We start from the raw sequence: 21,947 nt of genomic DNA on the forward strand, positions 1-21,947 counted from the left end.
CGACAGACGGCAATAAAATGCCAAGAGACATATTCTATCAGAACCAAACATCATTCGATCTCACCGCCACCGGCGCGCGGATCGACTTTCAAACTTTCCAGATAGGCGACCAGATCGCGGATCTCGCGAGGCGACATCTGTTTGACGAGGTCTTCGGGCATCGCCGATTTGCCGCGGCGGCGAGCCACGATTTCTTCGGTTGGGATCGTCACCTCGCTGCCATCGGCTTTCATCAACCGCACCGCGTCATCGGTCTCGTCGCGGATGATGCCTGTGAAAACCTGGCCCAGGTCGTCGGCGATGACTGCGGTTTCGAAGCCTTTGGCGATCGCCGCGTCGGGACGGACGATCGCTTCGAGCAGGTATTTGCGATCTCGCTGGGCTCCGATCGTCGTCAACACCGGGCCGACTTGGCCACCTTGCCGATGAACGCGGTGACAGCGGACGCAGGAGAGTTCGGTCTTTTCAAAGAACAGCTTTTCACCGGCGGCCCGATCACCGCCGACAAGCGAAGCTCGATAGTTAGCTAACGCATCGTCCTGAGCCCAACGTGCTTCGGCAGCCGCAAGATCGCTGGCAAGCGATGGGTTCACGCGTCCCTTGGCCGCTTCGAGGACGTTCAACCAAACATCTTCAGGCAGATCGCCATCGATGTACTGCTGCAAGCCATCTTCGATCTGGTGCGTCGCGTCAGCCGATTCGTTAGCCGCCAAAAGATCCCACGCCACCTGGCGTTCGGCGGAATGGTCCGAGGCGACTGCGTCGCGCAGTGCTGGCATCAAATTGGCGGCATCGAGCCGTGCAAGGACTCGGATCGCGGCGATCCGCAATTCGGGCTGGTCAGCCGCAAGAGCGCTGCCGGCAAATCCAGGGGCTCCCTTGGGATCGAGCCGCGCCAGCGCAAGCATCGCCGCGGCGCGGGTCTGAACATCGATCGATTCGTCCGAAAGGCGAGCGATCAACTGAGGCGAGATCTCAGCGATCTCCAACTCCGCCGCCAACTCGATCGCTCGGTTCGCGATCGGCTCTGGCGCCGACAGCAGCCGCGACAATTGGTCTGTCACCGCTGCGGCGACTTCCGCTTCGGGACGCGGCTTCATCGGACGCCAATGATTGATCACGCGATCCAAGGCGTCGGGAGCCTTCCACTGCGACAACATCTCCAACGCTTCCAACCGCAACGATTCGCTGGCCGATGGTTCGGCTGCGTAACGCGCGACGGCGACCAGGCGATCGTTAGTGCCGATACGGAAGTTGGCGTTTAAGACGCGCCGCATCAGCGCGTCGTCATCGGTCGGCCGGGCGATCTGGTCGGCCAACGCGGGCATCGCCTCGGCGATCGGCAGATCGTTGATCGCACGGGCGGCTTCGAGAGCGACCATCGGTTCGTAGTCGCTCAAAAATTCAGCTGTCAGCGGCGACGTGTGCCGCCGCAGAGCCACGACTGCAGCGCGGCGGACCGACCGATTGGGATGATCTTTCAGTTCGGCAATCTGTGAACTGCTGGCGATTTGCGACAGAGCCATGATCCCGCCGTGTCGCAGGATCGGATCCTGATTGTTGTTCCGTTCCAACATCCGCACGATCGAGTCGAACGATTCGCTGTCGCGGAGGCTGCCGACGGCCATCGCGGCAAAATATTTAACGCGATCGTCCTGGTCGTCGATTGCATCGCGCAAGTGCCGCGAGACAGTATGGTTGGGAAGCGAGCCGAGCAAGTCGGCTCCGGCGGCTCGCAGATAGGGATCGCCATCGACGACCAAAGGTTCGACCGCTTGAATCAGTTCGGCCGACAGCCCTTCGGTGCGCGCGATCTGCCCCAATCCCCAGACGCCATGCAGCCGGTTGACCGTCGAAAGCGTCGGGTCTTGGATCACGCGGCGGAATGAATCGGCAGCCGAGCGCGCGGCCAACTGCCACTGCGCGGCCAAGCGAACGCGTTGATCGGCATGTCCCAACAGATCGACCAACCGGGCTTCGCCCAGTTCTTTCCAGTCGCCCGCCAAGAGCGATTGAACTTCTTTGACAACTTCCGATTCGGAGAACTGTGGATCGGCGAAGCGGTAGATCCGCCCCTTCCCTTGCCCGACCCAACCGTCGACCCAGTCGCTGACGTAGATCCCGCCATCGGGTCCAAATGCGACGTCGGTCGCCAAGATGCTCCACAGCGGTTGTTCATCGTCGACGAGTTCGAAGAACGCTCCCTTCGGTTTCACGCGGAAGGTGCGGATGCCGCTGTTTGCCGGGGTGCCGCGGAAATCGGCTAACAGGAAGCGGCCTTTCCAATCGTCGCTCAGCCCGGTCCCAGGGTAATAGGTCAGCCCCGACGGACCGTCGGCAAAATTGGCGATCGGCGGCACGATGTAAGCCGGCTGTTCTTCATGGAACGGGTGCCAGATCTTTTCGCGATTGAAAGGCCCGCGGTCGCCATAATATTGGTAGTTCATCCGCCAGCCGGTATCGCCACCTTGGACGATGTAGACCCACCGCGCCCGGTCGCCGCTATCGGAATTGTTGTCGCCGGTGAACAGGTTGCCATATTCATCGAAGGCGAGTTCCTGCGGGTTGCGGAGCCCGGTGGCAAAGACCTCCAGGTCCGAACCGTCCAGTTCACAGCGGAAGATCGCCCCACTGCCCGGATCGAACAGATGGTTCCCTTCGGCGGTCTGCACGTTGTAGCCGCGGTCGCCAATGCTGAAGTAGATTCGCCCATCGGGACCACGGATCAAACCGTGCATGTCGTGGCCGCGAAAGGCGACGCGGACGCCAAACCCGTCGGCCAGTGCGGTCCGTTGATCGGATTTCCCATCGCCGTTGAGATCGTTCAATTTCCACAGCTTGGGAATGCAGGTGTAATAGACATCGTCTTCGACAGCCAAAACGCCCGCTCCGGTCCCTTCTTCGATCCCGTTAAATCCGCTGGCAAAAACCGTCGCCTTGTCCAGTTTTCCGTCGCCAGTCGTATCCTGCAGCAACCGAATTCGATCGTCTTGCTGTTCGTAGGTGATCGCTTGATCGCCCAGCAGCCGCTTGTGGTAGTCGATCCTATCCTGAACATTCTGCGCCGCCAGATCGGCTCGCAACCATTTGTTGTCATGGCCGCGATTGTCGGTCACGCCGATGTCTTGGCGGAACGATTCGCACACCCAAAACCGGCCCTTGCGATCGATATCAAACGCAACGATGTTCGCAACATCGGGCTCCGCCGCCACGAGCGTCGCAGTCCATCCGTCGGGCTTCTTGAAGCCAGCGATCGCTTGCTGGCCTTCGCTCGACGCCGCGGCGATGACCGGCTCGACAGCCGGTGAGGTCGCCTGGGCGAAGAGTACTGCGGAATTGCAGCAGGATAGAAAACAGAGGACCACAACCGACAGCAAGCGAGACATACGAGGTGCTCTTTGAGGAGAGGTTGAATTTATCGAACGGGCTCGTTGGGGAGCGCGTGATCGACGAAGATCGCAAAACTAGCCGTAGGTAGGCGTCGTGCGCCACCGACGGTTTTCATTTCACCCTACTCCAAACGCAGTTTGCGGGGGAGGGTCGAACCAGCGAAGCGAAGTTCGGGGAGGGGCGTCGCGTGGCGATCGATAAAGTTCGAAACGTCGGAAAACCCTCCCCGGAAAACACCGCTGAACGCTTGTTTCCCGACCCTCCCTGGCTTCGCCGGGCGGGTGAATTGCATTGCACTTCACCCTCCCCAAACGCAGTTTGCGGGGGAGGGTCGAACCAGCGAAGCGAAGTTCGGGGAGGGGCGTCACGAGGCGCTCGCTAATGTTCGAAACGTCGGTAGGCCCTCCCCGGAAAACACCGCTGAACGCTTGTTTTCCGACCCTCCCTGGCTTCGCCGGGCGGGTGAATTGTATCGCACTTCATCCTCCCCAAACGCAGTTTGCGGGGGAGGGTCGAACCAGCGAAGCGAAGTTCGGGGAGGGGCGTCACGAGGCGCTCGCTAATGTTCGAAACGTCGGTAGGCCCTCCCCGGAAAACACCGCTGAACGCTTGTTTCCCGACCCTCCCTGGCTTCGCCGGGCGGGTGAATTGCATTGCACTTCACCCTCCCCAAACGCAGTTTGCGGGGGAGGGTCGAACCAGCGAAGCGAAGTTCGGGGAGGGGCGTCACGAGGCGCTCGCTAATGTTCGAAACGTCGGTAGGCCCTCCCCGGAAAACATCGCTAAACGCTTGTTTTCCGACCCTCCCTGGCTTCGCCGGGCGGGTGAAGGCGGGGGCGCAGCAGTCGCGAAGCGACGGCATGCACTAGCCAGGGACGCAAGTCCCTGGTTAAAAAAAACGCACCCCCGTAGTCGCGAAGCGACGTCATGCGCCGGGATTCGTGCACCTGTCGTCGCTTCGCGACTGCGGTGTGAAGCGGACTGATTCGCCTGATTCCTGGGACTTGCGTCCCAGGCTTCTACATTCCGTGGCTTCGCCACTGGACGGGGCAAGCCCTCCCGGAAAACATCGCTGAACGCTTGTTTCCCGACCCTCGCAGCTTCGCCGGGCGGGTGAAACGACTCGCCGTTTGCGCGTCGACTATTCGTCGGCGACGTTGACGTAGACCTTCAACGCACTGGCATCTTCGACCAACAGACGCATCATCTCTTTGTAGTTGTCCAGGCCGTCGACGGGGCTGGTTAGGATCTTTTCCAACACGCTCGGGAACATCATCTCGCCCAATGCCAGATCGCGGATGCCCATCTCGAAGTGGTCGCGGTTGGCGTTCACGCTGCCGACCAACAACTTGTTGCCAAGGACCCAGTTGATGTTGATCTCGTCGGTTGGCAAGGTGTGCGTCTTGTCGCCGCCGGTGATGCTGGTCCAGACCAGGACGCCGTTGTGTCCCAGGTGCTTCATCGCATCGAAGGCCAACTGGCTGCTGCCGGTCGCGTCGACGATCAATTCTGGCTTGCCGGTCTGCTTGACCAACTCTTCCAGCGGCGTCTGCTTGGTGCTTACGTATTTGGCTTCCATCCCCTCGACGATCTCGCTCTTCAAGTTCGGCGCTTCGCCGCGAGCGATCGTGTAAACGTCCAGGCCACGCAGTTTCAAGATCAGCGTCGTCAGCAGACCGATCTGACCGCTTCCCAAAACGTAAGCCACCTCGGGACGCCAGACCTTCATCCGACGTTGGGCTTCATACGCTTGGTGAACCGCCTTGGCAGCGCAGCTCATCGGTTCCATCAGCACGTGCAAGTGCTTCAGACCCTGCGGCACGCGAACGATGTAGTCCTCGGCGTCGACAAAGTATTCGGTCAAGAAACCGTGACGCAGGTTGATACCGCGCTCATAATAGGTCTCTTCGCTTGTCATGTCGTAGGTGCCGATCTGGTCGTAGATCGAACCACCGGGGCGGCGAACGGTGGCTGTTACATAGTCGCCTGGCTTAAAGCGACGTACCTTCGACCCAACCGCTTCGACAACGCCAAAGGATTCGTGGCCGAGAACCAGGTATTCGAATCCGGGAGGTGCATTGCCGTACAACGCATCGTTGATCTCGCGGTCGGTCGCATCGACTCCCACTTTTAAGACACGAACCAACACCCCCTTCTCGTCCGGAATATCGGACACCTTTGGCATGGGGATATCTTCGAGGTGGACGCTGTTAGGCTTTCCAGGCGTGACGGCGACGGCTTTCATAAGTGTCTCAGTTAGGTAAATTTTTGAGTGGTTAAAAAGATCCCGACTCGGCGGTGCGACAATTCAGCGGAAACTCGAATTAAAAAGCGACCAAGGGTGCACATCACTCCATTGATTGCATATAAGCCGACGCGGGTCGCCCCATCGTAGCAGCGGATTGCTGCTATTTGGAGTGGGCTTCTTGCGGGGCGAATTTATTTTTGACAGGGTCCGTTGTCAAAAAGATCGAATGCCCTTAGAGTGAAGAGAGCAAAGCTTCTCGCACTCTCCGATCGGACCCCATGAATCCTACGCAACCAACGACCGACGTTCGCCAAGTCGACCGGCAGTTGTTGGATCAGCTGAGGCGACATGAATCGATGGTGATCGCGGATCTTGTCGATGCGATGGGAGTGACCGCCACGGCGGTTCGCCAACGAATCGACAGGATGCTCGAGATGGGATTGGTCCAACGGACCAAGATCAGCGGCGGCCGCGGGCGACCGAGTTTTGCCTACATGCTCAGTCCTGCGGGACACCGCCAGGCGGGTGCCGATCCGGGCCAACTTGCGGTGGCAATGTGGCAAGCGATCAGCGAATTGCCCGACCCGGAAAGTCGCAAGTGGCTGCTGCAGCGGATCGCCCAACGCGTGGGGGCGGAATACCGCGAGCAACTGGCGGACAGCAGTTTAGCGAATCGGATGGATTCGATGTCGCATTTGCTAGCGGAGAAGCGGATTTTGGCGGAATTTTCCAACGACGGCAGCCTGCCCGTTTTGGACGTTCACGCCTGTCCCTACCCCGACCTGACCGACGAAGGCGAGCGACGCGACATGTGTCACTTAGAACAAGAGATGTTGAGCGAGGCTTTGGGGCAACCGATGGAGCTGTCTCGCTGCCAATTAGACGGGCATTCGTGTTGTCAATTTGCTCCCGTACCAAGCCAATAACCGACCAAACGAACCGACAGCGGCCCCCCAATGGGCGGCACGCCAAGTGCGGTTTAGTTTAGAGAACTAGGAATCGAAGAAATCATGACAAAACCAACCTTAACCATCACCAATCTGCACGTTTCCGTTGGCGACAAACCGATCCTTCGCGGCGTCGACCTGGTCATCCGACACGGGGAAACCCACGCCATGATGGGCCCCAACGGTAGCGGCAAGAGCACCCTGGGCTTGGCGATCATGGGACACCCCGGTTACGAAGTGACCGAGGGTTCGATCACCTTGGATGGCGAAGACGTTTTGGCGATGAGCCCCGACCAACGGGCTCGCGGTGGAATTTTCATGGCCTTTCAACGCCCGATGGCGATCCCCGGCGTCAAGATGGCCGACTTCCTGCGCCACGCGACGACCAACGTCCGCAACCCCGAACGCAAGGAAGGGGAAGAGCTGATCCCGATGCGTGAGTTCCGCAAGGAACTGAAGGGGAAGATGGAACACTTGCGAATGGATGTCGAATTCGCTCGCCGTTACGTCAACGACGGATTCAGCGGTGGCGAGATGAAGCGAGCCGAAATCTTGACGATGGCGATGCTGCAACCGACCTTCGCGATCCTCGACGAAACCGATAGCGGTCTGGACGCCGATGCGGTTCGGTTGGCCAGCGAATCGATCGCCGAGATCGGTCGCGAGAAGATGGGTCTGTTGATCATCACCCACCACGACAAATTGCTCGAACACAATCCGCCCGAATTCACGCACGTGATGTTGGGCGGCCGGATCGTCGAAACCGGCGGCAGCGAATTGGCTGACGAATTGCACACAAACGGATACGACCGCATTCGCAAGGCCCACCCCGAAGCGGATGCTCTGAACCAAGAGATGCTGTCCGAAGAAGCTGTCGAAGCCTAAGCATCGAACCGGCGATTCAAATCGCTGCTCGACGCAAACGACGAACAAAAACGCCGCGCTCGATTTTAGGCGGCTAACCTATATAAGGAATTTCCCATGGCGATCGATATCGCAGACAACTCCGAAATTGGCGAGATCAACAAGTACAACTTCCGGACCGAAACGACCGGAGTGTTCAAGGCCCAAAAGGGTATCAACGAAACGATCGTTCGCCAGATTTCCGAGATCAAGAACGAGCCGAAGTGGATGCTCGACTTCCGGCTCAAGAGCCTGAAGACGTTCGAAGAACGCCCGATGCCCAAGTGGGGCGGTGCGATCGATATCGATTTCCAGGATATCTTTTATTACCTGAAGCCGACCGATCATCAGGGAAAGACTTGGGACGACGTCCCTCAAGAGATCAAAGACACCTTCGAAAAGCTGGGCATTCCCGAAGCCGAACGCAAGTTCTTATCGGGTGTGAAGGCGCAGTTCGAGAGCGAAGTGATCTACGGTTCGTTGGAAGAGGATCTTGCCAAGCAGGGCGTGATCTTCACCGATACCGACACCGCCGTTCGCGAACATCCCGATTTGGTCCGCGAGTACTTCGGTAAGATCATTCCGCCCGAAGACAACAAATTTGCAGCGCTCAACAGCGCCGTTTGGTCGGGCGGATCGTTCATCTACGTTCCACCTGGCGTGAAGATCGAATTCCCGCTGCAAGCCTATTTCCGCATCAACGCGGAGAACATGGGTCAGTTCGAACGGACGTTGATCATCGTCGACGAAGGGGCCAGCATCCACTACGTCGAAGGCTGCACCGCGCCGATGTACAGCAGCGAAAGCTTGCACAGTGCGGTTGTGGAAGTGATCGTCAAACGAGGTGCTCGCGCCCGTTACACGACGATCCAAAACTGGGCCAACAACATCTACAACCTGGTCACCAAGCGAGCTTACGCTTACGGCGACGCCACGATGGAATGGGTTGACGGTAACTTGGGCAGCAAGCTGACGATGAAATACCCTGCGGTTCACATGATGGAACCAGGTGCTCGCGGCGAGATCTTGTCGATCGCGTTTTCGGGTGCCGGACAGCATCAAGACGCGGGTGCCAAATTGGTCCACGCCGCGCCGCACACCACCGGCCAGATCATCTCCAAATCGATCAGCAAGAACGGCGGCCGCAGTAGTTATCGCGGGCTGGTTCGCGTCGAAAAGGGCGCTCACCACAGCAAGAACAACGTCGTCTGCGACGCGTTGATCCTGGACGACATCAGCCGCAGCGACACCTATCCCTACATCGAGATCTTGGAACAAGACGTCTCGATCGGACACGAGGCGAGCGTTTCGCGGATCGGCGAAGAGCAGCTGTTTTATCTGCTCAGCCGCGGCCTGACCGAACAGGAAGCCAGCGCGATGATCGTCAACGGGTTCATCGAACCGTTGGTCAAAGAGCTGCCGATGGAATACGCCGTCGAAATGAACAAGCTGATCCAACTGCAGATGGAAGGCAGCGTCGGCTAAGCAATCGGATCGACCCCAAGGGCCTTTAGCGCTTCGTGCTGCTGGAGGCCCCGTCTCCGATTTGCTCGCTTTTCCTTGTTAGAAAAACCAATTAGACGTCACCAAAATCAGACATGACACAAACAGCGACGCAAACCAAATTTGATACCGAAGGCTTTGAAGCGTTCCTCGCTACCAAGTCGCAACCGCAATGGGTTGTCGACGCGCGGCGAAAAGCGTGGGAAAGCTACCAGCAGATGGAATGGCCGCATCGTCGGCACGAGGAATGGATTCGCAGCGATTTGCGGCTGTTCAACCTCGACAAATTCTCCGTCCCCACCGACACTCCAGCCGCTGCCGAAACACACCCGTTGCTGAACGTGGGCGTCGATTTGGCCGGCCACGTCGACACGCTCGATTGCCACACGGTCAGCGAATCGCTCGATCCGGAACTGGCAGCCAAAGGCGTGATCTTCGGCAGCCTGGACCGCCTGGTTAACGAACATCCCGAGATCATCCAACCGCTGCTCTTTTCGGCAGTCGATCCGACCTACGACCGCTTCGCCGCGTTGCACGCTGCGTTCTGGAGCGGCGGTTCGATCCTGTATGTTCCGCGTGGCGTCGTGATCGACAAACCGCTGCACATGTCGTCGTTCATGAACGACGGCGCAACCGATCTCTCCCACACGCTTGTCGTGTTGGAAGAAGGAGCCGAAGCAACGGTCTTGCAAGAATCGAACAGCTTCGATCGCAAGGCGGGCGGTTTCCACTGTGGCGCAATCGAATTGATCCAACGCCCCGGATCGCACTTGCGTTTTGTAACCCTGCAGGATTGGGGCTACAAAACATTCCACTTCGCTCACCAACAAGCGATCGTCGACCGCGATGCGACGTTGCAATGGACGATCAGTGCGATGGGGGCCGGCTTTGCCAAGGTGAACCAGCAGGTTCAACTGGTCGGCCCGGGAGCGGACAGCCAAGTCAACGGCGTGATGTTCACCGAGGGACGCCAACACTTGGCGTATCACACCCTGCAGCATCACTCGGCACCCAACTGCCACAGCGACTTCCTGTACAAATCGGCTCAACAAGACAACAGCCAAACGGTCTGGAAGGGAATGATCAAGGTCGACAAGATCGCTCAAAAGACCGACGGCTACCAACGCAACGACAACCTGTTGCTCAGCAGTTCGGCTCGCGCCGATTCGATCCCCGGCTTGGAGATCGAAGCCGACGACGTCCGCTGCACCCACGGCAGCACGTCCAGCCAAGTCGACGCCGAACAGATCTTCTACGCTCGCTGCCGCGGATTCACGCAGAAGGAAGCGGTACGGATGATCGTCACCGGATTCTTCCAGCAGATCTTCGACCGGATCTCGATCGAAAGCGTTCGCGACGCCCTGGGCGATGCGATTGCAAAACAAGTACGAGACTACGCGTAAGCGACGTCCATTCACCCTAATATTCGGCGGAGCTTACCGAAATGCCGTTACAAGAAGATACCGTCCGCGAATCGTTGAAGAAGGTTATCGATCCGGAACTGTTCGTTAACATCGTCGATCTGGGCCTCGTCTACGAGGTCTACATCACCGAGAAGGAAAACGAAAAGTACGACGTCAAAATCGACATGACGATGACCAGCCCGATGTGCCCAGCCGGCCCGCAATTGGTCGCCGGAGCGAAAGCTGCGATCGAAGAATGCGAAGGGGTCGAAACGGCGGAGGTCAAAGTCGTGATGGATCCGCCATGGACCCCCGACTGCATGACCGACGACGCCCGCGACCAACTGGGCATCTTTTAGACGAACTGCAAGTCTAAGCAACCGTCCCTCAATCGCCTGGTCTCACCAGGCGATACGCTTTGGGAGGCGGGATACCATCGCAAGAAGTTCGCTCGACGCGGAACATCCGCCTTACGTCCAGCGAGCGCTCCCCGTCGACAATTCTCTACGGCAGACGCGTCTCGTCAGCCGCGGCAAAATTCGCCAAGCCCGATGGAGCATTCCAGGGCATGCAGCCCGAAGGTTGAAACGTTTCTTCAACTCAACCGCCCGGCAAGAAATGACGGCTCTCCGAGAGGCCGGCAGCCTTGAAACACCGGGGGATTGCTCCGCAGCGAATCATCCCCCTCGTTCCCTGCCATGCAAACCGAGCAACAGCTACGGCGCTTCGGTTTCGTCTGCGTCGGCCTTCGGTTGCTCCGCTTGTTCGACCTGCTTTTCCAGCTGCTGCATTCGCTCCAGCAATTCCTGAACTTGCTGACGCAACCGCACCACTTCACTGGCGTCGTCGGACTGCGTAATCTCTTCTGCCGGTTCCGGCTTGGACGCGGGAGTTGGGATCGTCGGTTGCGGCTTGGGGGCCATCGATTGCGGTGCCGGAATCGCAGCTGGACCTCGCGGAGCAAATGAGTTCAACGGAGCCGGTTGCGGCATCGCGGGAGCTCGACGAGGGCCCAAGAAGCTGTCGATCGATCGCCCAACGTCTTGCAGAATTTCGCCGACGTTGGCACCTGGTCGAATCACGATCCCCGGAGCTATGTCGCGTTCACCGTACTCGGCGTCCGCGGACATCGGCTGGCCCGAATCAGCCAAGGTGATCCGTTTACGGCGAAGCACGCGGTCTTGGTAATAACCGATCTCAACGCTTTGGCCGGCCCGTGCGGTAACCATAAAGTTCGTCAATTCACGAGCGCCGTACATCACCTGTCCATCGATCGAAACGATCGTGTCTCCTGGACGAATGCCGATCGATTCGGCTGGCGAATGCGCCGAGACCGAGACCACACGTGCGCCTCGCAGCGCAGGGGCACCGCTTCGCGGTGCGGCGGCGTCTTCGACGCGAACTCCCAACACACCACGAGATTCTCCATTTGCCATCTCACCCGGTTCGGATTCGGGCCCCACCGGCACGACATCGGAGACGGGGGGCGGAGCATCGGACATCGCTGCTCGCAGCTCAAAGAACTTGCCGTCGCGAGAGACCTCGATCGCGACCGGATCCCCAGCCCGCAACGGGCTGAGCGCGTCGGAGACATCTTCAATCGTTGTTGCCTGTCGTCCGTTAAGGCCAGTCAGGATGTCGCCGACACGAACACCCGCTTGCTCGGCTGGCGAAAGTTCACGGACGCTAAGGACCGTCAAACCGGCACGATCCGAACGCTCTTCGGCAACCACACCCAGCGAGGGTCGCTGCTTGGAAGCCGTTGCCGGGGCATCCGATTGTGGATCCTGTTGTGGCAAAAGATAGGGTTCCGGCAACGCGTTGGCCCGCTGCGTCGGCACGGCTTGCGGAAGCCCCGGGGTTTCACCGATCACCACCGGCGCATCTTGCGTCGGTGCAGGCAGCTGTTGTGCGTCGGCACGACCAAATAACAACATCACAGCCAACGGGATCGGGCAAGTAAAAAAGACGGCTGACTTTTTGAATCGCCTGAACATCGGTGATCTCCCTCTGATCGATTTGAAGTGTAACCATTACATTGTAGCGGAAAGGATGGGATTCGCCGCAAGCGGTATCCTGCACATAACCACCCTAGCGGTCACCCCGGAGAGCGAACCATTGAACGAACTTGAAGTCCGTCCCCCTCGGCCAGCGGAATCAGCCCAAATCGTCACGCTGCTAACTGCTGGCGAATCGGAGATGCGTCGGCACCTGATCACTTCATCCGTCGCCGGCGCTCTAAAAAACCCAGACGCCAAAACGGTAGGCTTGGTCGCCGCTTGCGGTGATCAGATGCGAGGGGCGGTGATAGGGTCGGCTCTCCCAGGGGGCACGGGCGTTCTGGTTGGCCTGCGGATCGCGACCGAAGAACAGGACGAACTGACACCCGAAGCAGCCGCCGAAGTCGCGGCACCGCTGTTCCAGGCACTGACAGCCTATCTGCACGCGCTGGACGTTCGCTTTATCCAATCGACGTGCGACACCCAAAGTCCCCCGGCGGAATTGATGGCCGTCGGGTTCCAACACCTGGCAGACCTTCAATACCTGTCGGTCGAAGCGTCTGCGCTGAACGCCCAAGTGTCGCCCGAACTGACGTTTGTCGACGCAACGGAATTGTCGGAGGAACAGATAGTCGAACTAGTCGAGCAAACCTACATCGACACCCGCGACTGCCCCTCGATGAACCAATATCGCATTGCTAGCGAGACGCTTGCGTCGTACCGGGCGATGCCGCAACACGATCCCACCGCTTGGCGAATCGCTCAGCACAAAGGGGAAGCGATCGGATGCGTGCTGACCTTGCCGTTTGTCGATTCAAACGCACTGGAACTGACCTACATGGGCGTGGTGCCAAGTGCCCGCGGAAATCGTTGGGGGGCTTCGTTGGTGAGCGAAGCGGGGCGGATCGCCCAACAAAGAGGCTTGCAGACGGTCAACCTGGGCGTGGACCAGAAGAATGATCCCGCCCAACAGATCTACGAACGATTCGGCTTCACATCGTTCTTTGGCGAATCGGTCTGGGGCCGCAGGATCGATTGACGAAACCTGCGGCAACTCATTCCAGGCAAACTGGATCGCTTAGCGCTTCGCAGCCTCTGCCGCCGCGGCAGCAGGAGCTGCGGCCAAGCGACCGTCTTGTGTCGTGCCTGCCAAGTAGTTGTCGATCTGGCTGGCACTTTTCAATTCGTCGAACTTTTCGGCCATCGCGATCCGAGTCTTCTTTTCGGTCAGGTCGCGGACCAATTGTTCGCGAACTTGAGCGTCCATCTCGGCAACGATCGGGCTCGTTCGCCCCTGGCATCGCATGATGATGTAACGTTCGCCGGTTGCGACGATCCCGCTGAGCTCACCTGGCTGCAGCCGGAAAGCTTCGTCTTCGACAGCCGGTTGGCCACCATGACGACGAATTGGAGGCACGCGTCCGAGGTTGCTTTGCGAAACCGGTTCGATCGAATACTGTTCGGCCAATTGGCCAAAGAACTCTTCGGTTGGGTTGGCACGAGCCATATCCCAAACCTGCTGGGCACTCTTCTGATCCGACAACACGATCGCCAAGACCTCAACGCGTTCGCCGAAGTTTGCTTGGAACCCCTTGCGAAGGTCTTCGTCGGTGACGTTCACTTCGGCTTGCACCATCTTCTTCAGTGCAACCGAGGGCCACACCGAGTCTTGCATGTACAATTCTTCGCTAACGCCTTGTTCCTCGGTCACATTGGCCAACCACTTTTTCACGTCGGGCTTTCCTTCGGCGGTGATGAAGCCGTAGGACTCGGCGGCGCGGGCGACTTCGGCAGCCAATTCTTCTTGCGTGACCTGCAGGTTCTGGCGTTTAAGCTGTTGTTCCAACAACGTTCGATTGATTTCGCCGTCGAGAACATCCAGACCGTGTCGCTTCACCGTTTCGGCGATCACTTGAGCCAACGTCAGTTGTTGGCCATTGATCAAAGCAGCCGCCCCAGGATATTGCTTACGCAATTCGGGGTTTGCCAAAACGTTGACGACCTGCGCCTGTTGTTGCAGCTTTTGAAACAGCTCGGTTCCCGAAACGCGAGTCTTTTGGTCGCGGATTCGATCGGTGATCTGTTGACGAATCGCTGCGATCTGCTGAGCTGGTGGATGCATCGCTGGCAAGTGCTTCACGCATTGCAGCATGATCCATTGATCGGCGATCTGGAAAGGAGCGGAGATTTCGTTGGGCTTCAGCGAAAACGCGATCTCTTCGAATTTCGGATCGCTGGTGTGACGATGGATCGGCGGGATCATACCTCGCACGCTGGCACTCGCTTCGTCTTCGCTGAAGTCTTTCGCCAGTTGGCCAAACTGAGCCGGATCGGCGGTCGATCGAGCGTGCAACTGCTCGGCGACCTGCTTCTTGCCCACCATGATCATCCGGCATTTGACCGATTCGCCGTATTGACTGGCAAACGCCTTATTGAATTCTTCGGGCGTCACCTGGGTCTCTTTAGCGACCAAGGTTTGCAACGCGATCATTGGCCAAACGATATCGCGACGATATTCGGCCGGAGCGATCTTGCGTTCCTGCTGCAACATCTGCAGGTAGCGATCGACCGACAGGCCGAACTTCCCGGCAATCCGCTCGATCTCGTCTTCGACATCCTTGTTCGTGATCGTGATATTGTGCTGCTTGCATGCCTGCAGGATCAGATACTTATTGACCATGCTTTCCAGAACGTCTTCGCCGTGGCGTCGCAGAGCTTCTTCGCCCAACGTGTTCCGCGAGAGCGACGTTCCATTGACGACAGCGACCACTTCGCTTGGAGTCGCTGCGGCCTGTTGAGCCACGGCGGGACTGGCAATGCACAGCAAAACCGCTGCAAAAACCAAACCGCGGCAGGCGGTTGGGTTTAGTAATGTTGTTTTCAGGGTCGTCATCTGGCCTCTCCTTAACCATCGAGCGACATTGAATCGAAATCCTTCGTTCGACTGAGCACAAGCTCGGACTGCTCAACCGATGGCGGGAGATTAGAAAAAAAGTTCATTTTGGCTCAAGACCAACTTGCGAAAAGTCGAGGGCAAGTTGCCGACGTCTTTTCTTTGCCAAAAAAATTGCTGCGGTGCGGTTCTGTCTGGACACGCACTCCGGCGGATCGTTAACGTCCAGGTCGTTGCCAGGCTCTCGCAGTATGGCCTGACTTGCTCGATCCAAAATTTTGCCAAAGGGAATTAGGCAATGGTCAACGTGAATTTCTTCGATTGGATGCGTCAGGGTGTAAAGCAATCGGTCCTGCTGGGTGTCAGCGATGCGATTGAAACCATGGGTACGCCCGCCGAAACCGAAACAATGGATCCCGATATCCTGGCGTTTCTGAAAAACGACAGCGACGGGGAAACCAAGCGAGTCGGCAGCCGAACCGCACGCGGCGGCGCTCGCAAACGGCTGGGCAAATCGCTGAACGATCTGGACCCCGCCAAATCCTAGGGATCTACGATCCGACAAGCGGCCGGACCGGCTTCGTAGAAAAAATCATGCGACGCCCCAGCGATGCGTCGCAGAGGAAGGCAACTTAAGTTGACGACAGCGTCCGAGCGGTCTCAACGACCTGGATCAATCGATCGATATCCTGTTCGTTGTTGTAAACGTGGACGCTGGCTCGCACGCCTCCGCCGCGACAACTAAGTACAACGTCTTGCTGCAATCCGATCCCACGGACCTCCGCTGGGGGGACCCCCGGGACGTCGAACACAACGATGCTGCTGCGGTTGGCTGCGGGCCAATCGTGCAGAACGTTTGCGCCAGCTTGCTGCAGACGCTCGACCAACGTAGCGGTTGTCTGAAGGACCCGATTGGCGATCGCATCGCGTCCGTGCGCTTCGATGACTTTCCAAAACATGGAAGCGCTTTCCGCTAGCGACAACAGCCCCACCATATTCGCCGATCCAGCTTCAAAACGGGAAGCCTCGGGGCGTAGATCGAGCTGCGCGTTGGCAAAGTCAGCGGAATTGCGGACGCTGTGCCAACCGACATGCGTGCAGCGCAGCAGATCCAAGTGCTCCCGGCGAATATACGCAAAACCGGCTCCTTCGGGGCCCAACATCCATTTGTGACCGTCGGCGGCAAGGAAATCGATCGGAGTCTTGGCGACATCGATCGGATAGATTCCCATTCCTTGAATCGCGTCGACAAACAGCAACGCACCTCTGGAGTGGACCAATTCGGTCAGCGCATCGAGATCGACTCGAAACCCCGATGCATATCCGACCCAACTGATCGCCACGATGCGAGTTCGGTCATCGATCTGTTCGGCGATCGCGTCGAACGAAACTTCGCCGCCGGGAGACTCGACGGTGCGAACTTCGACTCCTTTGGATTTCTGATTATCCCATGGCAAACGGTTCGACGGGAATTCGCCGGCAAAGGTGACTACATTGTCTCCGGATTCCCAGGGAAACCCTTCGGCAACGAGATTGATTCCATGGGATGTGTTTGGAATCATCGCGATTTCCGCCGTCGATGCGCCCAACCATTGGGCAACACCGCTACGGAACGACTCCACCCCCTTGGCCCAAAACGGCCAGAGAGTAGTGGCTGTTTGTGCAGCTTCGTCGGCGAACCCGATCATCCGCAATTGAGCCGGTTCCGAAAGTGGGGCAACGGCCGCGTGATCAAAGTAGGCCCACCGCTGTGCGATTGGCATCTTGGACCGCCACCACAGCCAAGGATCGGACTGCAGCGAATATTCGGTGGATAGTGGTTGGTTTGACATGCATAATCACTAAAATACGTGCCGCCTGTAGGACGAACCCAGATTCGTGCTAATCGGCTTAGGTGAAACACTTTTCTTTAACTATACTGATGCACTTGGCTTCCCAACATGCACGTCAGTACCGCGATAATAAGCCGAGGATCGTTGATGCCCAAGGCACTATGCCTGATCAGCCTTGTGGTGGCTGCTCTGTTATTTATCTTATTTGCCTCCGACTTTGGAATGAGTATGGCAGGCATGGATGATGTTGCGCCCTTCCAAGGGGCCAGTATGATGATGGACATCGCCTTCTTAATACTCAGCATCGCCCTTGGTGTCATGAGCTGGATGACGTTCCGCGAGCAGGTCTGACCGAAGGCCCGCCCAAACGGAGCAGCCTGGTCAAACAAAAAGAGGGCCGAAGCTACAGCTTCGACCCTCTTCGGCTTTCGTTAGCAGACCCTAAGTGGTCCAGTCAACGTTCTAGCATCCGCAACCGCTGTTGCATCCGCCGCAGCTCGCTGGTGCTGGGCAGCAAACCTGAACAGGAACTTGCTTGCAGATCGTTCGTGGAACGCAACGAGTGACGGTGTAAGGTTCGCAAACCTTTTCGCACTTCGGTACGCAGATCGTCTTGGTGTAGCATTCCTTCTGCATCGTGGTGCAGCATACGGTGCGAGTGCGGCACTCGGGAACCATTCGGCAGACCTTGTAGCAAACGGTCTTGGTGCGTGGTTCGCAAACCATGCGGCAGACGGTGTAGTTGCAGGTCTTTTGACGTGGTTCGCAAACCATACGGCAGACTTTGTAGGTGCAGGTCTTCTGACGTTGCTCACAAACCATGCGGCAGACCTTGTAGCAAACGGTCTTTTGACGTGGTTCGCAAACCATTCGGCAGACCTTGTAGGTGCAGGTCTTTTGACGTGGTTCGCAGACCATACGGCAGACCTTGTAGGTGCAGGTCTTTTGACGTGGTTCGCAAACCATACGGCAGACGGTGTAGTTGCAAACTTTGGTGCGGCATTCAGGAACGCGACGGCAAACCGTGTAGCAGACTTCCTTGGTGCGGCATTCAGCAACTTGACGGCAAACGGTGTAAGGAACTTCAACCGTGTAGCATTCGCGACGGTAGCGAGTGCAGGTGATTTCCTTGGTTTCGCAAGTTGGGTGCCAAACCCGTTTTGTGCAAGTACGAGGAGCACATTGGTAGGTTTCGGTGCGGCAGCAACCTGGTGTGTAAACGTTCTTGCATTGGCATGGATCCCAAGTGCAAGTACCTGGTTCACGGATCACGCGGGTGCGAGTTGGGCCGGGAACTTCGTAGGTCTGAGTCTCCCAGTGACCGCCACGAACTTGGATCGTGCGAGTGTAGGTCTCAGGAACCATGCGGCTCTTGGTGACCGTGCGAGAGCGTTGCTCACGAACGGTGTTGTACACGGTGTAGTTTACAGTCCGTGTCTTTTGCTCTTGAACGTTACGATAAACGGTGTAGTTGATCGTGCGTTGCTTGGTCTCGTACACAGGCTTTTGAACCGTGTAGTTGATGACGCGAGTCTTGGTCTCGTACACAGGCTTTTGAACTGTGTAGTTGATGACGCGAGTCTTGGTCTCGTACACAGGTCGCTTGACCGTGTAGTTGATGACGCGAGTCTTGGTTTCGTACACAGGCTTTTGAACTGTGTAGTTGATGACGCGAGTCTTGGTTTCGTACACAGGTCGTTGAACCGTGTAGTTGATGACACGAGTCTTGGTCTCGTACACAGGCTTTTTGACCGTGTAGTTGATCACCTTGGTGCGAGTTTCATACACAGGCTTCATGACCGTGTATTGAACTTCTTTCTGTGTTGTCACAGGAACCATGCGAGTCGCTTGAACTTCGCGTTGTTCGGTGCTACGAACATAACGTGTGCGGTAACGGGTCTCTTGGACCTGTTCGTAAACCGTCTCGCGAACGGTCTTCATGACGGTGTGTGTTCCACAACCGCCCGATGCGGCTGGAACAACATCCGATGCGCTGGCGCACCCACCACAATCTTGGTAGCTGATGGCATTACAATACGCCGCATCAGCCGACTTTGCCGAACCGACAGCCAACATAGCTGCGATCGCTGGCAGAAGCATTAGCTTTCTCATTTCCCACTCTCCTCGGATCTTGCTTAACGGAAACCTTGCTTGACATACGCTTGAATCTGGTCTGCTCGAGATTGGTCTCGCCACACATCGCGGGGAATATGCAAACCAGTGGCAACAATGAGACGCGACCCAGATCGTGGCAAAATAGCCAGGCAGGGTAGACCGCTCTCGGTGCATCAATTTCATCGACTGCGAAACAAAGGTGGGATAGTTAAAGAGCAACGCAAAGTAAAATTAGAAGGTTTGCGGTGTTTGGCTGGTTCATTCCTTGTCAGATTTAACGATTGTGTGGGTTATCAAACGCCGCGACCGTTGCCTTCAGCCAACATTCGTTGTTTAAACGCAATCCCCCAATCGTTAGAATCGGGACAGGCAACCCGTTGTTGGCGAGCATCGTTCACCAACCGGAATAACGATATGGGGGCCGTTCGCAACCGTTTCCGGGGAACCAATGGCCGCAGAACCTACCGAACCCAACAGCCAGCCGGATTTCCCACCCGGCAGTGCTATCAATCCCGCCATTCCCCCAGCGACTGTCGCCCGTTTGATTCTTTATGCACGCGAACTGGGACGCTTGCGCCGCGAGGGAGAATCGCACGTCAGCAGCAAGTTGTTGGGGCAGTTGTTGTCGGTCAGCGACGCTGTCGTCCGCCGCGATGTGAGCCATCTGGGATCGATGGGGCAGCGCGGCGTGGGATACGAAATCGTGCCGCTGATTCGACAAATCCGTCAGACGATGGGGACCAACCTCTCTTGGAAGGTTGCTCTCATCGGTGCGGGCAGCCTCGGGCACGCGTTGCTGCGCTATCGCGGCTTCGACGAGCAAGGCTTTCAATTGGTCGCCGCCTTCGATACCGACCCCGCGATCTGCAGCCGCAGCATCGGAGGGGTTCCGATCCTACCACTGGATCAACTTGAAACGACCATCGCGACCGAAGGTGTTACGCTGGCCATCCTGGCGGTACCGGTCGATGCCGCAGATGCCGTGGCGAAACGCCTGGCCGCGTCGGGAGTCGCGGGCATATTGAACTTTGCCCCTCGGACGCTGCAGAAATTCCCCGGCGTTTGCGTTGTGAACGTCGATCTGGCGAGCGAATTGCAGCAGCTTTCGTTTGCTGTTGTCAGCCAAAAGTAACCAACGACGGCACCGGAAAACGGGTGTTTGCGTCGTCGAATGGCTTGCTGCGAAATTTTCTCCCCCATCCTGCAGGGGAGAGCTATGCTTCAGGGGACGCAACCTAGTTTCGCTAGCCAAGGAGCCTATAAGTGGCCAACGAATTGTTGTTCGACGAACACACACCCCAGGCGACGATCGCCACTCCGCACCTCGATCTTTCCAAGCAGCCCGCGCACCACAATCCGGGGCGCCGCGGTCAGCGGGTATTGCGCGTGTTGCACGTTGTCAACGGTGAACATTTCTCGGGAGCCGAACGCGTTCAAACCCATTTGGCACGCTGTCTGCCGGAATTTGGAGTCAGTGTCGATTTCGCCTGCCTGACCCCCGATCGTTTCCCCAAGCACTTCGACGTGGAAACGAGCCAGTTGTTCGACATGAAGATGCGAAACCGCTGGGACATCGCTGCGGCGCGGCGAGTTGCCAAACTGGCTCGCGATGGCAATTACCAGCTGTTGCATGCCCATACGCCACGTTCGGCGATGATCGCGGCGTACGCATCGCGGCAAGCGCGGCGACCTTGGGTATACCACGTTCACAGCCCCGCCGCCGCCGATTCGACCCGTCCGATTCAGAACCGCATCAACGCGATGACCGAGCGTTTCTGCCTGTTTTCGGTCTCGCATCAGATCGCAGTCTCGAACAGCTTGCGGGAGCACACGATCGGGTGCGGATTTGATGCTGCAAACGTTTCGACAGTTCATAACGGGGTACCGACGATTCGTCCTCCACGCACGGAATTCCCGCAAGTTGGTGGCGTCTGGACGCTTGGCATCGTCGCCCTGCATCGCCCTCGCAAGGGACTTGAGACCTTGCTCGACGCCCAACGTATTGTCCGCGATGCCGGATATGACGTCCGCCTGCGATGCGTCGGCCCTTTCGAAACCCCCGCCTACGAAGCGAGCATTCGTTCGCGGATCGATGAATTGCAACTGGGCCCCGACGTCGAATTCACCGGATTTGTCGACGACATTCCCGCTGCCTTGGCCCAGTTGGACGCGATGGTTTTACCGAGCCTGTTTGGCGAAGGACTGCCGATGGTCGTCCTCGAAGCAATGGCTGCGGCAGTGCCGGTGATCGCCACCCGCGTCGAGGGAACTCCCGAGGCGATCCGACACGATCACGAAGGGCTGCTGGCCGCTCCGAACGATCCCGCAGATTTGGCGGCACAGATCACGCGGTTGGTCAGCGGCGAGGTTTCCTGGCATGAATTGGCCGAATCCGCATCGGAACGCCACGCCGCTGAATTCTCCGATATGGCGATGGCCCGCGGCGTTGCCGATGTCTACAACAAAGTTGTCGATCGTTAGCAAACCTGGGGCCGGTCGCCCGCACTCTCCCCCTATCCTCGCCCGACGGCTAAACTCGTTTGAAGCGAGCGTCGCCGGCGCCAGCGATGCTTCCTTGCGGGTGAGAGGATTTCCCATCGGGACTGCGGCAAATACAAATGGACTCGCCGTACCAGGCATCCGAGCGGGCATGGCCCTTCAATCACCAAGAGAGTTCCGGCGAACCGCGGCGTCGTTTTTTAATGATCTCCGA

General features: G+C 57.9%; 16 protein-coding genes. 10 read left to right on the top strand and 6 right to left on the bottom strand.

Annotated features, from left to right (window positions below; translation table 11 throughout):
• Positions 1–50: 50 nt before the first annotated feature.
• Both EC9_RS16685 and EC9_RS16690 read right to left on the bottom strand, forming a co-directional pair.
• Positions 51–3,386 (bottom strand): PVC-type heme-binding CxxCH protein, encoded by a 3,336-nt coding sequence (locus EC9_RS16685; protein WP_145346937.1) that lies wholly within the window; start codon positions 3,384–3,386, stop codon positions 51–53.
• Positions 3,387–4,531: 1,145 nt separating this feature from the next.
• Positions 4,532–5,635 (bottom strand): glucose 1-dehydrogenase, encoded by a 1,104-nt coding sequence (locus EC9_RS16690; protein ID WP_145346939.1) that lies wholly within the window; start codon positions 5,633–5,635, stop codon positions 4,532–4,534.
• 281 nt (positions 5,636–5,916) lie between these two features.
• Here EC9_RS16690 and EC9_RS16695 point away from each other — a divergent pair, with 281 nt between their 5' ends.
• From EC9_RS16695 to EC9_RS16715, 5 genes are all read left to right on the top strand, one after another.
• On the top strand, positions 5,917–6,564 hold the full coding sequence (locus EC9_RS16695) for a helix-turn-helix transcriptional regulator (RefSeq protein ID WP_145346941.1): 648 nt from the start codon (positions 5,917–5,919) through the stop codon (positions 6,562–6,564).
• An 84-nt stretch (positions 6,565–6,648) separates the two neighbouring features.
• Positions 6,649–7,470, top strand: coding sequence for a Fe-S cluster assembly ATPase SufC (sufC, locus tag EC9_RS16700; protein WP_145346943.1), 822 nt, complete (start codon positions 6,649–6,651; stop codon positions 7,468–7,470).
• Between the two features lie 96 nt (positions 7,471–7,566).
• Positions 7,567–8,973: a Fe-S cluster assembly protein SufB gene (sufB, locus tag EC9_RS16705; protein ID WP_145346945.1), complete on the top strand. Its 1,407-nt coding sequence runs from the start codon at positions 7,567–7,569 to the stop codon at positions 8,971–8,973.
• A gap of 113 nt (positions 8,974–9,086) precedes the next feature.
• The gene (sufD, locus tag EC9_RS16710; RefSeq protein ID WP_145346947.1) at positions 9,087–10,394 is read left to right on the top strand and encodes a Fe-S cluster assembly protein SufD; all 1,308 of its coding nucleotides are present in this window, start codon (positions 9,087–9,089) and stop codon (positions 10,392–10,394) included.
• A 41-nt stretch (positions 10,395–10,435) separates the two neighbouring features.
• A complete protein-coding gene (locus tag EC9_RS16715) occupies positions 10,436–10,753 on the top strand; it encodes a metal-sulfur cluster assembly factor (protein ID WP_145346949.1) in 318 nt (105 codons plus the stop codon).
• Positions 10,754–11,110: 357 nt separating this feature from the next.
• Here the strand turns inward: EC9_RS16715 and EC9_RS16720 are convergent, their stop codons facing one another.
• Complete coding sequence (locus EC9_RS16720) at positions 11,111–12,391, bottom strand: PDZ domain-containing protein (RefSeq protein ID WP_145346951.1); 1,281 nt, start codon at positions 12,389–12,391, stop codon at positions 11,111–11,113.
• A gap of 121 nt (positions 12,392–12,512) precedes the next feature.
• Here EC9_RS16720 and EC9_RS16725 point away from each other — a divergent pair, with 121 nt between their 5' ends.
• Entirely contained in the window at positions 12,513–13,433 is a 921-nt protein-coding gene (locus EC9_RS16725; protein WP_218934200.1) for a GNAT family N-acetyltransferase, read from the top strand.
• Positions 13,434–13,472: 39 nt separating this feature from the next.
• Here the strand turns inward: EC9_RS16725 and EC9_RS16730 are convergent, their stop codons facing one another.
• Complete coding sequence (locus tag EC9_RS16730) at positions 13,473–15,287, bottom strand: peptidylprolyl isomerase (protein ID WP_145346955.1); 1,815 nt, start codon at positions 15,285–15,287, stop codon at positions 13,473–13,475.
• A gap of 298 nt (positions 15,288–15,585) precedes the next feature.
• Here EC9_RS16730 and EC9_RS16735 point away from each other — a divergent pair, with 298 nt between their 5' ends.
• Positions 15,586–15,834 (top strand): hypothetical protein, encoded by a 249-nt coding sequence (locus EC9_RS16735; protein ID WP_145346957.1) that lies wholly within the window; start codon positions 15,586–15,588, stop codon positions 15,832–15,834.
• Positions 15,835–15,919: 85 nt separating this feature from the next.
• Here EC9_RS16735 and EC9_RS16740 read toward each other — a convergent pair whose 3' ends face one another.
• Entirely contained in the window at positions 15,920–17,119 is a 1,200-nt protein-coding gene (locus EC9_RS16740) for an aminotransferase class V-fold PLP-dependent enzyme (RefSeq protein ID WP_145346959.1), read from the bottom strand.
• A 147-nt stretch (positions 17,120–17,266) separates the two neighbouring features.
• Here EC9_RS16740 and EC9_RS16745 point away from each other — a divergent pair, with 147 nt between their 5' ends.
• Positions 17,267–17,470 (top strand): hypothetical protein, encoded by a 204-nt coding sequence (locus tag EC9_RS16745; protein WP_145346961.1) that lies wholly within the window; start codon positions 17,267–17,269, stop codon positions 17,468–17,470.
• Between the two features lie 111 nt (positions 17,471–17,581).
• On the opposite strand, the gene EC9_RS16750 is transcribed toward EC9_RS16745, so the two are convergent.
• The gene (locus EC9_RS16750) at positions 17,582–19,231 is read right to left on the bottom strand and encodes a hypothetical protein (RefSeq protein ID WP_145346963.1); all 1,650 of its coding nucleotides are present in this window, start codon (positions 19,229–19,231) and stop codon (positions 17,582–17,584) included.
• Positions 19,232–19,682: 451 nt separating this feature from the next.
• Between EC9_RS16750 and EC9_RS16755 the strand changes: the two genes are divergently transcribed.
• On the top strand, positions 19,683–20,366 hold the full coding sequence (locus EC9_RS16755; protein WP_145346965.1) for a redox-sensing transcriptional repressor Rex: 684 nt from the start codon (positions 19,683–19,685) through the stop codon (positions 20,364–20,366).
• Positions 20,367–20,497: 131 nt separating this feature from the next.
• On the top strand, positions 20,498–21,715 hold the full coding sequence (locus EC9_RS16760; protein WP_145346967.1) for a glycosyltransferase: 1,218 nt from the start codon (positions 20,498–20,500) through the stop codon (positions 21,713–21,715).
• The last annotated feature ends 232 nt before the right edge of the window (positions 21,716–21,947 follow it).

The organism is Rosistilla ulvae (assembly GCF_007741475.1).
Classification (GTDB): Bacteria; Planctomycetota; Planctomycetia; order Pirellulales; family Pirellulaceae; genus Rosistilla; species Rosistilla ulvae.

Coding starts and splice junctions, on each gene's coding strand:
- EC9_RS16685 (WP_145346937.1), bottom strand. CDS start 3,386: ATGTCTCGCTTGCTGTCGGTTGTGGTCCTCTGTTTTCTATCCTGCTGC.
- EC9_RS16690 (WP_145346939.1), bottom strand. CDS start 5,635: ATGAAAGCCGTCGCCGTCACGCCTGGAAAGCCTAACAGCGTCCACCTC.
- EC9_RS16695 (WP_145346941.1), top strand. CDS start 5,917: ATGAATCCTACGCAACCAACGACCGACGTTCGCCAAGTCGACCGGCAG.
- sufC (WP_145346943.1), top strand. CDS start 6,649: ATGACAAAACCAACCTTAACCATCACCAATCTGCACGTTTCCGTTGGC.
- sufB (WP_145346945.1), top strand. CDS start 7,567: ATGGCGATCGATATCGCAGACAACTCCGAAATTGGCGAGATCAACAAG.
- sufD (WP_145346947.1), top strand. CDS start 9,087: ATGACACAAACAGCGACGCAAACCAAATTTGATACCGAAGGCTTTGAA.
- EC9_RS16715 (WP_145346949.1), top strand. CDS start 10,436: ATGCCGTTACAAGAAGATACCGTCCGCGAATCGTTGAAGAAGGTTATC.
- EC9_RS16720 (WP_145346951.1), bottom strand. CDS start 12,391: ATGTTCAGGCGATTCAAAAAGTCAGCCGTCTTTTTTACTTGCCCGATC.
- EC9_RS16730 (WP_145346955.1), bottom strand. CDS start 15,287: ATGACGACCCTGAAAACAACATTACTAAACCCAACCGCCTGCCGCGGT.
- EC9_RS16735 (WP_145346957.1), top strand. CDS start 15,586: ATGGTCAACGTGAATTTCTTCGATTGGATGCGTCAGGGTGTAAAGCAA.
- EC9_RS16740 (WP_145346959.1), bottom strand. CDS start 17,119: ATGTCAAACCAACCACTATCCACCGAATATTCGCTGCAGTCCGATCCT.
- EC9_RS16745 (WP_145346961.1), top strand. CDS start 17,267: ATGCCCAAGGCACTATGCCTGATCAGCCTTGTGGTGGCTGCTCTGTTA.
- EC9_RS16750 (WP_145346963.1), bottom strand. CDS start 19,231: ATGAGAAAGCTAATGCTTCTGCCAGCGATCGCAGCTATGTTGGCTGTC.
- EC9_RS16755 (WP_145346965.1), top strand. CDS start 19,683: ATGGCCGCAGAACCTACCGAACCCAACAGCCAGCCGGATTTCCCACCC.